This is a genomic window from Maricaulis sp. (assembly GCF_034670125.1).
In the GTDB taxonomy this organism is placed as follows: Bacteria; Pseudomonadota; Alphaproteobacteria; order Caulobacterales; family Maricaulaceae; genus Maricaulis.
The window spans coordinates 19,396-32,333 of sequence record NZ_JAXMOC010000002.1 but is presented as its reverse complement, the minus strand read 5'-3'; the positions used below and the strand labels follow the sequence as shown (position 1 = coordinate 32,333).

At 62.7% G+C, this 12,938-nt stretch carries 8 protein-coding genes; 6 read left to right on the top strand and 2 right to left on the bottom strand.

Annotated elements, in window-relative coordinates:
* Positions 1-24 precede the first annotated feature (24 nt).
* The 6 genes from VOI18_RS03475 (at position 25) to VOI18_RS03450 (ending at position 7,789) form a co-directional block, all read left to right on the top strand.
* Positions 25-414, top strand: coding sequence for a hypothetical protein (locus VOI18_RS03475; RefSeq protein ID WP_323761022.1), 390 nt, complete (start codon positions 25-27; stop codon positions 412-414).
* A 2-nt stretch (positions 415-416) separates the two neighbouring features.
* A complete protein-coding gene (locus VOI18_RS03470) occupies positions 417-2,120 on the top strand; it encodes a sensor histidine kinase (protein WP_323761021.1) in 1,704 nt (567 codons plus the stop codon).
* 53 nt (positions 2,121-2,173) lie between these two features.
* Entirely contained in the window at positions 2,174-3,151 is a 978-nt protein-coding gene (locus VOI18_RS03465) for a rhodanese-related sulfurtransferase (protein WP_323761020.1), read from the top strand.
* The gene (locus VOI18_RS03460; protein WP_323761019.1) at positions 3,148-3,798 is read left to right on the top strand and encodes a glutathione S-transferase; all 651 of its coding nucleotides are present in this window, start codon (positions 3,148-3,150) and stop codon (positions 3,796-3,798) included. Before VOI18_RS03465 ends, VOI18_RS03460 begins: the two co-directional genes overlap by 4 nt.
* A gap of 165 nt (positions 3,799-3,963) precedes the next feature.
* Entirely contained in the window at positions 3,964-6,192 is a 2,229-nt protein-coding gene (locus VOI18_RS03455; protein WP_323761018.1) for a TonB-dependent receptor, read from the top strand.
* Between the two features lie 328 nt (positions 6,193-6,520).
* Positions 6,521-7,789, top strand: a complete 1,269-nt coding sequence (locus tag VOI18_RS03450) for a DUF2254 domain-containing protein (protein ID WP_323761017.1) — start codon at positions 6,521-6,523, stop codon at positions 7,787-7,789.
* Positions 7,790-7,873: 84 nt separating this feature from the next.
* Here the strand turns inward: VOI18_RS03450 and VOI18_RS03445 are convergent, their stop codons facing one another.
* Entirely contained in the window at positions 7,874-11,062 is a 3,189-nt protein-coding gene (locus VOI18_RS03445; protein WP_323761016.1) for an amidohydrolase family protein, read from the bottom strand.
* A gap of 110 nt (positions 11,063-11,172) precedes the next feature.
* Positions 11,173-12,783, bottom strand: a complete 1,611-nt coding sequence (locus tag VOI18_RS03440; protein ID WP_323761015.1) for a SulP family inorganic anion transporter — start codon at positions 12,781-12,783, stop codon at positions 11,173-11,175.
* Positions 12,784-12,938: the final 155 nt, after the last annotated feature.

Genomic DNA, 12,938 nt, shown 5'->3' with positions numbered 1-12,938 from the left:
AGCGGCACTAAAGGAGCGATGACGATGGGCTATTTCGACATCAACAACTTCATGCCGCACGGCATGTGTTTCCTGTGGCGTCCGGAACTGGTCGGCATGCATGTCATTGCAGACCTTGCCATCGCTCTCGCCTATTTCTCGATACCGGTCACCATCTTGATCTTCCTGCGCCGGATCGACCGGCCGCTGCCCTTCCGCTGGGCGTTTGTCATGTTTGGCATCTTCATTTTGTTCTGCGGCATCAATCACGTCATGAACATCGTCGTGCTCTGGTATCCGCTCTACTATGTGGAGGCTGTGCTCAAACTGTTCACAGCGGCGGCTTCGGTCGCGACGGCCGTGCTGATGTTGCCGCTTGTACCGGTCCTGCTGGAACGGTTTACCCGCCTTGCCGCCGCGGAAGGACAAGACTGAGCTTGCCTCACAGCCCCCTCCCAGGCCCGCCCGACCGCGTTCAGCAAGCTGAATACGAGACGCTGACCGGTTTGCTGCATGCCTACAGATCGCCCGTGGTGATCATCCTGTTTGGCATCCTGGTGTCGCTCGTCCTGTTTTTCGCGACCCTGGTCGGGCAGTCACGGGACAAGGCTCGCGATTTTCGGGGATATGCGCTCGCCCGCATCGTTGAGCTGGACGGAGCCATTGCGAGGTTGGATGTCGAGCTGAACCAGCTCGTCCAGGCCGCCCATATTGGCCTGGCGCCGACTGCCGCGCTCGACATCTTCCGCTCCGATGAAACCCGACGCGAGACCGAGGTCATCCGGGATATGGGCATCGTTGAGGCCGGACGACTTACCGCATCGCTGAATTCCGGGATCGGAATGCTGGCGCTTCCCGACATCAACACCATGCTGGCCAGGCGGCAGACCGGCACCGACACAATTGTCCTGCCGCTTCTTGACGATTCCGGGCGCCATACCCGGTTCGCGTTGGTGCGGCGCCTCGACGGCCATACCGATGCCTGGGCCTATGTCGTGTCGGAATTTGACGTCATGCTGGCCAGCCCGGTGGGCCCGGTCGATCCGCTCTGGGTGGTCGTGCGGATTGCCGACCGCGCGCCGGCTTCTGTCTTGGCGGACGCGAGCGAGTTCAGGCGAATCTCGCCTGGCGATGTCGACATGGGCTCGGCGCTTCAAAGTGCGCCCTTCATGGTACGTTGGGCGGCGGCCGATCCGTTTTCGGACATCGCGGCCACGCTCCTGCCCCGCCGGAGCTTCTTGATGCGGACCGGCCCGCTGCCCTGGGTGGTCCTCGCCTCGGCCTTGTTCGCCACCATCACAATCGGGGCAATTTCGTTGAAAGATGCCCGACGGGCCGACGAAGTGCGCCGCGAGGTCGCGCGCAAGACGGAAGCCCTCCGCCGTTCCAATGCCATCATCGCCGCGAAGAATGCCGAGCTGGACCGCTTTGCCTCGCATGCCTCGCACGACCTGCAGGCTCCCCTGCGCGCCATGAAGGGGATTTCCTCCCTGCTGGTCGAGCGCAAGCTCGATCTGGACGAGCGGTCGCGCGACATGCTGGAACGCATCAATCGCGGTGCCGACCGCGCCCAAAGACTGGTCCAGGATCTGCTGTCCTACACACGCGCCGACCGCCAGGAAGCCCGGATCGAGCTCATCGACCCGGATGCGCTGGTTTCCGAAATCGAGGAATTGCTGGCCGCGGTGATCACCGAGTCGGAGGCCAAGCTGGAATGGTCGCTCGACACCCCGATCCATGCCGATCCCTTCCTGCTCGGACGGATGCTGCAGAACCTGATTTCCAACGCCATCAAGTATCGTCGCGACGAGCCTCCCCGGGTCCGGATCGACGCCCGGCTGATCGCCAATCATGTCCGCCTGCGTGTCACCGACAACGGGATCGGTATTGAGGCGGAACATTTCCAACGGATCTTCCAGGTGTTCGAGCGCCTTCACGGTCGCGACACCTATGAGGGAACGGGTATTGGATTGGCCCTGTGCCAGCGGGCAGTCGAGCTGCACGGCGGCGACATCAGCGTCACGTCGACACCGGGCGAAGGCTCGTGTTTCACCGTTCGATTGCCGTCCAGTCTCGCCAACCGGGCCGTCAGCGCGCAAGGCGGAGACGAAATGGACCAGGCCGTTTCCAACGACCGGTGATCCTTCCAATGGCGCCGGTATACTGCAGCCGCGCGACCTGACAGCCGACCGCAATGGCTGCTATAGCCGTGACCTTTGATCGCCGACGGATATCCATGCCCCGCTTTCTGGTTGCCGCCCTCTACAAATTCGCCCCGCTCACAGCCGATGCCGACCTCCAGGCCGAGCTCAAGGCAAGCTGCGATCACCACGGTGTATCGGGCACCATTTTGCTGGCCCCGGAAGGGATCAACGGAACCATCGCCGGGCCCCGGGCCGGCGTTCATGCGATCCTGGCGAGGCTGCGCGCCCTGCCTGGTTTTGCCTCGCTCGAGCACAAGGAAAGCCATGCCGAGGCGCAACCCTTTCTGCGCATGAAGGTCCGACTGAAGCGGGAGATCGTCACCATGGGTGTAACCGGCATTGATCCGGTCGGTGATGTGGGAACCTATGTCGAACCCGAGGACTGGAACGACCTGATCACGGCGCCGGACGTGGTCACCATCGACACGCGCAATGATTATGAAGTCCGCATCGGACAGTTCGAGGGCGCGATCAATCCGAACACTGTGTCCTTCCGGGAGTTTCCCGACTGGTTCCGGCAATTCCGCGAAACCCGGCCCAATGCCCGGATCGCCATGTATTGTACCGGCGGCATCCGCTGCGAAAAGGCGACGGCATTTGCGCGCATGGAAGGTGTCGACGACGTCTTCCACCTCAAGGGTGGCATCCTGAAGTATCTCGAGAATGTTCCTGAGACCGAGAGCCGCTGGCGAGGCGAGTGTTTTGTCTTTGATCGACGGGTCGCTGTGAAACACGGGCTCGAGCCGGGCTCCCACACCTTGTGCCACGCCTGCCGCGAACCCCTGGGTCCGGAAGACCTGAAATCGCCGGATCATGTTGTCGGTGTCTCCTGCCCGCATTGCGTGGAGATCCGCACTCCCGAGCAACGGGTCCGATACGCGGAGCGTCATCGGCAGGAAGAAATCGCCCGGGCGCGGGGCGAATACCATTTGGGCCAGCCGGGGGCGCCCCGGGAGACTGACGGGTGAACACGGTACGGCCCATCCTTTACTCGTTCCGGCGCTGCCCTTATGCGATGCGCGCCCGCCTTGCCCTGGATGTCAGCGGCATCCAGCTCGAGCACCGGGAAATCCTGCTGCGCGACAAGCCCCAAGCCATGCTGGACGCCTCGCCCAAGGGCACGGTTCCGGTATTGGTCCTGGACGATGGCCGGGTTATCGACGAAAGCCTCGACGTCATGAGGTGGGCCCTGGACGCCCATGATCCCGAGACCTGGCTGGCAGGGCTGGACGCGTCGCTCGACCTCATCGCCACCTGCGATGGCGAGTTCAAGCCCCATCTCGACCGCTACAAGTATGCTACGCGATATGACGATGCCGACCCGTTGGAACACCGGGCCGCCGCCAGCGTGTTCCTGACCCGGCTGGACGCCCGACTGACCCGGCATAGAGGCCTCACCGAGGCAACAGACCGGCTCGCGGATTTCGCGATCTACCCGTTCGTCCGCCAATTTGCCAACACCGACCGGGACTGGTTCGACCGCCAGGACTGGCCGGCCCTGAAGGCGTGGCTCGCACGGCACCTGGAATCAGCCCGCTTCGTCCGGGTGATGGAAAAGCACCCGCTCTGGTGCGGTTCAGGAGAATGCCCGTCCGAGCGCGATCGCCCTTGGTGATGCGATAAATCCACACAGGCGGAGCATTTATTGCTGCGCCGCAGCATTCAACTGTCCCGACACTGAAATATCGGGTATCGGAGCGGTCATCCTTGCTGCACCGGAGCGGTCGACCCGCCCATCACCCCGGCGCGGCCACTTTTGATTGGCTCGAAAGACACCCTCATGATCAAGACTCTCTCCACCCGCAAGCGTTTCCAGCTCGCAGGCGCCAGCGCGATTGCGCTGTCGGCTGCCGGCCTTGTCCCGACAACCGCGATGGCCCAGAATCAGGCGCCAACCAGCGCCACAGTCGAAACCATCATCGTGACAACGACCCGCCGGGAAGAGAATATCCAGGACATTGCCAACTCGGTGACCGCCGCGTCCGGCGAAGCCCTCGCGCCCTTCACCGAAGGCGGTGCCGACATTCTCAGCCTTGGCGCCCGGATCCCGTCGGTCTATGCCGAAAGCTCAAACGGACGTGTCGCGCCGCGTTTCTACATCCGCGGCCTCGGCAATACCGATTTCGACCTTGCGGCCTCCCAGCCCGTGTCCGTGATCATGGACAATGTGGTGATGGAAAATGTCATCCTGAAATCCTTCCCGCTGTTTGACGTCGCCCAGGTCGAGATTGCCCGCGGCCCGCAAGGCACCCTGTTCGGTCGCAACACGACCGCCGGCACGATCAAGTTCGACAGCGTCCGTCCGACCCAGGAAACCGATGGCTATGTCAGCGTCACGGCCGGTTCCTACGGCACCATGAACCTGGAAGCCGCCATGGGCGGCGCCGTCATCGAAGACGTGCTCAGCGCCCGTTTGTCGCTGCTGTCGCAGCACCGCGATGACTGGATCGACAATGGCTTTACCGGCGAGGACGACGCGCTCGGTGGGCACGACGAGATGGCCGGCCGCGCCCAGCTGTTCTTTACCCCGAATGACAGCTTTGACGCCCTGCTGAATGTGCATGCCCGTTCGCTCACCGGCACGTCTGCCGTGTTCCGCGCCAACATCCTGACGCCGGGCAGCAATGCCCTCAACGGCAATTTCGTGCGCGACGAAGTCTACTACGACAGCACGTTCAACAACCCGCAGGCCTATGACAACTGGGGCACGTCGGCGACGATGAATGTCTACACCGACTCCGGCCTCACCCTGACCTCGATCACCGCCTACGAATCCGCGGAGGGTTACAGCCTGGGCGATATCGACGGCGGCAACCTGGTCACCGGTCCGGGCTTCATCCCCTTCCCGTCCGAGACCCAGGACGGCATCGACTCGCTCGAGCAATACACCCAGGAGTTCCGCCTGGCTTCGGACGACCGGCAGGCCACGACCTGGCAGATCGGCGCCTATTTCTTCGAGAGCGAATTTGACATCACGACGGTTGGACCGAATGGCGGTTTCCCGCCGTCGACGACAGTCCGGCATGGCAACTCGCTGTGGTCGGCGTTCGGCCAGGTCAGCCATCAGCTGTCCGATGACCTGGAACTGTCCGGTGGTATTCGCTTCACCCATGATGCCAAGGACCTTGTCGGTGTCGTGACGTCGATTCCGGTCGCGCCGGTGTCGGCGTCGGACGAGCAACTGAGCTGGGACCTGTCAGCCTATTACGACCTGGACGACCGCCAGGCCGTGTTTGCCCGTCTCGCGCGCGGTTTCCGGGGGCCGTCGATCCAGGCGCGTGATGTCGCCTTCTTCAGCCAGCCGTCGGTCGCCGACAGCGAGACGTCGACCTCCTTCGAAGTCGGCTACAAGTCCGAGCCCCTGGATGGTCGCGCCCGGTTCAATGCCACCGCCTTCTACTATCAGGTGGACGACCTGCAGCTGTCCGCCGTTGGCGGTGCCGGCAATCTCGTCCAGTTGATCAATGCAGACCGAGGCGTCGGCTATGGTTTCGAGATCGACAGCGAAATCTTCGTCACCGACAATCTCTTCGTCACCGCCGGCTTCTCCTGGAACGAAACCGAATTGCAGGACAATGACCTGGAAGTCGGCGTCTGCGCCCAATGTACGGTGCTGGATCCGGATGCCGACATCGACGGTTTCCACGAAGTTGACGGCAATCCATTCCCCCAGGCTCCCGACTACATCCTGTCCTTCACGGCCCGCTATTCCATCCCGGCCGGCAATGGCGGTGAGTGGTTCGCCTTCACAGACTGGTACTATCAGGGCCGCACCAACCTCTTCCTCTACGAGTCGGAAGAGTTCTACTCGGACGGCAATTTCGAAGGCGGCCTGCGCGTGGGTTATGCCGGAGAGCTGGCGGGTGGCCAGGACTATGAAATCGCCCTGTTCGCCCGTAACATCACGGACGAGGAAAACCTCGTCGGCGGCATCGACTTCAACAACAATACCGGCTTCGTCAACGAGCCGCGCATTGTGGGCGCCTCTTTCCGTGCCAGCCTGAACTAGGCCAACGCGACAAAAGTTAACATTTGAAAAGCCCCGGGCATTGGTCCGGGGCTTTTTTTATTCACTGCATTTGCCGGCGCGTTCGGGCATCAAGGTGGCAACTGATCCCCCCGAAAGACTGAGGGCGCCCCGACGGGGCGCCCTCTTTTTCTTGCACGGCATACCGCCTGCCCGCGATCCTCCGCGCCCTTGGACCATCTCCTCCCGAGCAACTGACCTTGCCATCCAGATCGCTCAATGGGACGACTGGCGGTTCGGGCACAATGACATCCGCGCGCGCCAGGACAGTGCCTCCCCGAGGCAGACGCAAGGTCGGAAAGAGCGAAGTATGAGCACACGCATATTCCATCTGGTCCTCGAGCTTCGCGAGCGGCTCTGGGCCAAACCTTTGCTGTATTGCTTCCTGGCTGTCATCGCCTCCTTTGTCGCGCGAGGCGCGGATGCCGGGCCTGTCGGCGCGCTGATGCCGGAAATTTCACCGGATACGATCCAGACCCTTCTCACGATCATATCCTCGTCAATGCTGGCGGTTGCGACCTTCGCCGTGGCCTCGATGCTGTCCAGCTATGCATCCGCCAGCACCAGCGCGACACCCCGCGCGTTCAAGCTGATCCTGGCCGACGATGTGTCCCAGACCGCCCTGTCCAGTTTCATCGGCGCCTTCATCTTCAGCATTATCTCGATCGTGGCCCTGAAGACCGGGTTTTATGAGCGCGGCGGCCTGTTCGCCCTGTTCATCCTGACGCTGTCGATATTCGCCTGGGTGGTGCTGACCTTTGTTCGTTGGGTCGACAATATTGCGCGACTTGGGCGGCTGGGGACGACAATCGATACCGTTGAAGACGCGGCGCTCGAGAGTCTCCGCGACCGACGGGCGTGCCCTTGCCTCGGCGGCATCGAAAAGACAGACAACAACGCGCTGGACGGAGACAAGGTCCATGACGACCGGATCGGCTATGTCCAGCACGTCGACATGCATGCCTTGCAGCGGCTTGCCGAACAAAATGACCTGCGGATGATGCTCGATTCTCCGCCCGGCTGCTTTCTTGCACCCGGACGGACTCTCGTCACGCTTGATCAGTCGGACCCGGTCGACGAGGAAATCCGCGCCTGCATCGCCAAGGCATTCGTGATCGCAGACAACCGGACCTTCAAGGACGACCCGCGCTTCGGCCTGATCGTGCTGTCGGAAATCGCTGCGCGGGCGCTGTCGCCTTCGGTCAATGACCCCGGCACCGCGATCGTGATCATCGGCCGTTTTGTTCGCCTGTTCGCAGCCTGGTCCGAACCGCTGGACGATGACGCGAAACCTGAAATCCAGCACGACCGGATCATCGTCGCCCCGCTCGATCTTGCCGAGATGTTCGATGATGCCTTCACCGCCATCGCCCGCGACGGGGCGGGCATGGTCGAGGTGGGGATCCGGTTGCAAAAATGCTTTGTGGCGCTCGCGTCACGCCCGGCGCCCGGCTTTCGTGACCAGGCCCGGCGACACTCCGCGCTGGCCTTGCAGCGCGCCCGGACATGCCTGGATCTGGCCGACGACATCGACAGCCTCGAGCGTATCCGCAAAACACTGCCGCCAGCGGCCCCCTGACGCGCCCCCAACCATGAGCCAGCCCGCATGAAAAAAGGCGCCCGAAACCGGGCGCCTTTTCCGTTTACATCAGGCCATGCACGCCTATTCCCAGAAGTAGGGCGCTCGCTGGCGATCACCGGTGACCGTCTCGTCCATCGTCGCGGCATCGTAGAGACGACCGTTCAGCATCACGTATTCGATCTCGTCGGTATTGCCGATATCATCAAGCGGGTTGGCCGTCATGACGACCAGATCGGCCAGCTTGCCGACTTCCAGCGAACCAAGGTCACTGTCGAAGCCGAGATGACGGGCCGGCGCAATGGTCGCCGTCTCCAGCGCCTGAAGCGGCGTAAAGCCACCGCGCACGAAGGACCACATTTCCCAATGGGCGGCGAGGCCTTCCTGCTGGCCATGGGCACCGATCGACACCTCAACGCCGCGATTGCGCAGCTGCAGGGCCGTGCGGGCATTGTCATCATCGACGAAGTCTTCTTCAGGAGCCGTGGTCCGGCGGACGGAACCCGCCTGCAGGATGCGCGGCGGCACGTGTTGCGACAGGATCGGGTGCAGCCAGACATCGGTCGCCTGACGCCAATACGGGTCACCGGCCAAACCGCCATAGGTCACAACAATGGTCGGCGTATAGGCGACCTCGGTCTGCTCATACATCTGGAGGACGTCTTCATAGATGGCAGAAAGCGGCAGATTGTGCTCGATCGAGGTGTTCCCGTCGGCCACCATGGCCATGTCCATGTGGTAGTTGGAACCGCCCTCGGCGACCACTTCGACACCGGCCTCAATGGCCGCGGCAACCACCTGTTGGCGCTGTTCGCGCCGCGGCTGGTTGTAGTTCTTGATCGAGTGGGCACCCTGCGAGGCCAGGCGGAAGACGTGCTCCTGCGCATCCTCGTAATTGTCGATCTGGGCATAGACCGATGCGGCGCGAGCGCCATAGACAATCTCACCGGTCGAGTAGATGCGCGGCGCCAGAAGATGGCCGGCCCTCTGATACTCGGAGGCCGGGAAGATCATGCTGGCGCGGCTCGACGGGTCATGGATGGTGGTCACACCGAGCGCCAGGTGGGCGATGACCGACCAGTTCTGTTCGGGGATGATATCGCCCGTCCCCTGTGGTCCGTGCGCATGGGCATCGATGAAGCCCGGCGTGATGGTGCGGCCGGACATGTCCACCGTACGGGCACCTTCCGGCACCGCCACGTCCGCACCGATGGCGGCAATGCGATTGCCGTCAATGACAATCGTGCCGCTTTCGATCACGCCGCCATCCTCGCCGGCCATGGTGATGATGCGGGCATTGGTCAGCGCGACAACGCCACTCGGGCGATCCGCGGTTGCCGTCATCGACAGGTCGACACCCGTCGTCGGCGGCGTGTACTCGCGCTCACCGCTCGGGTCGGGTCGGAACTCATCGACCGTCGCGGTGAAGAAGGTCGGCCCCATCGACCAGTGAACCGCGTCACCGGCGCCGCTCCAATGGAAATAGTTCGCGCCATTGCCGGAGATTTCCACCGTCGGCAGCGCCGAGCTGCCACGCCCGCCGGACACTGATTGCGGTCCGGGCAGGAGCGGTTGGACGAAGACGTCATAGTTCTGGCGGAAGGCCACATGGGAACCGTCCGGCGAGACCTGGTATCCGGTCACCAGCTCGCCCGTCACATGGGTGCGCTCCTGATTGCCGTCCAGATCCATCGAGACAAGGCTGGCTCCACCCCCATTGCGGGTCACGAAGATGCGGTCATTGGACGCCCCGAAATGCGGATCAGACCCGCTGTCGGTGATGCGCACCATGTCTCCGCCATCAGCTGAAACACGGTAGACGCCTTCATTCTCAGACCATTCCGGCGCTGTCAGATATCCGCCCGAGCCCTTTTCGAACACGATCATGTCACCATCCGGCGAGAAGCGCGGATTGCGGTAATGGCCAGGTTGACTGGTCAGCACGCGTTCGCGGCCGCCGCGGGCAGAGATGGACCGGATCGAACCCAGCGCATCATCATCCCAGGTCGCGAAGGCAATCGTTCGGCCGTCAGCCGACCAGGTCGGCATCATTTCGCGGCGCGTGCCATCATCGCGGGTCAGCCGGCGCGGTTCGCCGCCATCGGCCGCCCTCACCCACAACTGGCCAAGCGTCTCGTAGACGATCTGGCTGCCATCCGGGGACGCCGTCGCGAAACGCGGCATGCGGGTCTGGAAACTGTCCGGTGCGACCTCGACCGACGGGCGAGGCGGATCAATGACGTCACGCGTGTCCGCAACGCTGAACGGAATATTGGTGATCTCACCGGTTTCGATGTCGACACGCTGGATCCCGCCGTCGGCCCAATAGACCAGCGAGCCGCCGTCCGGCATCCAGTCCATGTTCGGATACATGCCGGTCACGCCCCAGGTCTCCTGCATGTCCTGATCGACCGTCTCGACCAGGCGACGCTCTTCACCGGTCTCGAGGTCCTTGATCCACAGGCCGGAGCGGATGCGGTCGCGTCGGACAAAGGCCATGTAGCGGCCATCGGGTGACGGCGCCGGGCGCACCGCACCGCCCGCTCCGGAGACCGCCGTGTCGGTCTCGCCCGTTTCCATGTCGTAGCGACGGATGTCGAACAGGTTGGTGTTGGAATCCTGGGCGTAGATGAAGGTGTTTCCGGAGGTCACATTCATCGTGTAGTAGAGATAACGGCCATCCGGGGAAAACACCGGCTCGCCCAGCTCTTTCTGGAAGTTCTCATTGGGTCGTTCGACCAGCTGCACACCGCCGCCGCCCAGCACATGGTAGAGCCAGATTTCACCGGTGCCGGCCGAACGCGTGGTCGTGAAATGCTTGCGGGCCGCAATATAGCGTCCGGACGGATGCCAGGCGGCATTGTTGAGCAGTCGGAAGCTTTCCTCGGTCAACTGGCGGGCATTGCTGCCATCCACATCCATGACCCAGATATTGTCGCCACCGGCGCGGTCCGACGTGAAGGCGATCTGGCTGCCATCAGGAGAAAAGCGCGGCTGGATTTCCCACGGCAGGCCGGATGAAACATTGGTCGCCTCGCCGCCGGTGACCGGGATTGTGTAGATATCCCCCAGAAGGTCGAAGGCGATCGTCTGGCCGTCCGGACTGACGTCCAGCGACATCCAGGTCCCCTCGGTAACGTTGATCTCGATCGGGCGCGTCTCGAGCGGCGGATTGGCAACGTCCCACGCTTCCGATTCCGCCTCCTGGGCGGCAAAGGACGGCGCTCCGGCGAGCATGGTGGTGGCAGCCAGTACAGCGACAAATCTGGTCATGTGTTTCCCCAATTTGGATTCTCGGGGCAGACACTAGGGCGCAAACCGCCCCTTCACAAACTGACCAGTCTGTAACAATTGCGAGACCGGTGAGGTCCCGCGCTTCCCGGCTAGTGTGCGCCGCCCATGCGACCCAGCTTCACCTGATAATCCACGGCGATCTCGTAGGCCGGGTCGTCATCACTATCGACCATCAGCTGGCCCGCCCGTGTCAGCAATTTGTGGCACTCACGGCTGAGGTGGCGCAGCTCGACCTGTTTGCCAGCCTGGTCATATTTCAGGGCCAGGTCCTCGATCGCCTGCAGGGCCGACTGGTCGACCACCCGACTGTCGGCAAAATCGATCACCACACGGTCACGGTCCTTCTCGATGTCGAACAGTTCGCTGAAACTTGCGGTCGAGCCAAAGAAGAGCGGTCCCTCCAGCTTGTAGATGTGCTCCCCGTTTTCCCCGATGCTCTCGCGCGCATGGATGCGCGATGCTGCGTTCCATGCGTAGACCAGAGCCGACACGATCACGCCGACAATGACCGCAACAGCGAGATCGGAGTACACCGTCACACCGGTCACCAGAATGATCACGAACGCGTCGGACTTCGGGATGCGGGTCAGGATGCGCAGGCTCTGCCAGGCGAAGGTCCCGATCACGACCATGAACATGACGCCGACCAGCGCGGCCAGCGGGATCTGCTCGATCACCGACGAGCCGACCAGGATAAAGGCAAGCAGGAACAGCGCTGCCGCGATACCGGCGAGGCGCAGGCGTCCACCCGATTTCACATTGATCATCGACTGGCCGATCATGGCGCAACCGCCCATGCCACCGAAGAAGCCGGTAACGAGATTGGCCAGGCCCTGGGCCACACATTCCTGCGAGGCACCGCCCCGTCGACCGGTGATTTCCCCGACCAGGTTGAGGGTCAGCAGGCTCTCGATCAGGCCGATGGCAGCGAGGATGAAGGCGTAGGGGAGGATGATTTCGACCGTCTGCAGGTTCAGCGGTACCATCGGGATGTGGAAGGCTGGCAGACCGCCCTCGATGGACGCCAGGTCACCGACTCGCGGGACCGGCAGGCCAAAGCCGATTACCAGTGCGGCAACAACGCCGATCGCCACCAAGGGCGCGGGAATGGCCTTCGTGACCTTTGGCACGGCCCAGATCAGCACCATGGTGAGAGCCACCAGGCCCAGGGTCAAAAGCAGCGGCCATCCCGTCATCCAGACATGTTCACCCGCCTCATTGACGGTCTTGAACTGCTCCATCTGGGCAAGAAAAATGACGATCGCCAGACCGTTCACAAACCCCAGCATGACCGGATGCGGCACCATGCGGATGAATTTGCCGAGCCGGAATACCCCGGCAGAAATCTGGATCAGCCCCATCAGCACGACCGTCGCGAACAGGTATTCGATGCCATGCTCGGCGACCAGGTGGACCATCACAACAGCAAGGGCTCCGGTCGCCCCGGAGATCATGCCGCGACGCCCGCCGAGGACCGCGGTCACCAGACCGACAATGAAAGCCGCATAAAGTCCCGCAAGCGGGGGCACGCCCGCCACAAAGGCAAAGGCCACAGCTTCGGGTACCAGTGCCAGTGCCACAGTCAGTCCGGCCAGCACCTCGATCCGGATCCGGCTGGCGTTGAGCGGCGGCAGTTCTCCGCGATCACCAATGGTAGCGGAGAGGCGTTCGGTAAACGCTGCGAGAGAGGCTTTGATCATGGTAATTCCACCGATTGGCTTTGCAGTTCCCGAACACGCGAACACGCGCGTGCCCAGCGGCGCCGGGTCGTATCGGGCCGTGATATGTTGCGCCGCACAAGAATGCACCCGTTTTCTTCACGAACGGTAATGGTCCGACGGCAAACGGTAACGCT

Coding starts and splice junctions, on each gene's coding strand:
- VOI18_RS03475 (WP_323761022.1), top strand. CDS start 25: ATGGGCTATTTCGACATCAACAACTTCATGCCGCACGGCATGTGTTTC.
- VOI18_RS03465 (WP_323761020.1), top strand. CDS start 2,174: ATGGCTGCTATAGCCGTGACCTTTGATCGCCGACGGATATCCATGCCC.
- VOI18_RS03455 (WP_323761018.1), top strand. CDS start 3,964: ATGATCAAGACTCTCTCCACCCGCAAGCGTTTCCAGCTCGCAGGCGCC.
- VOI18_RS03450 (WP_323761017.1), top strand. CDS start 6,521: ATGAGCACACGCATATTCCATCTGGTCCTCGAGCTTCGCGAGCGGCTC.
- VOI18_RS03445 (WP_323761016.1), bottom strand. CDS start 11,062: ATGACCAGATTTGTCGCTGTACTGGCTGCCACCACCATGCTCGCCGGA.
- VOI18_RS03440 (WP_323761015.1), bottom strand. CDS start 12,783: ATGATCAAAGCCTCTCTCGCAGCGTTTACCGAACGCCTCTCCGCTACC.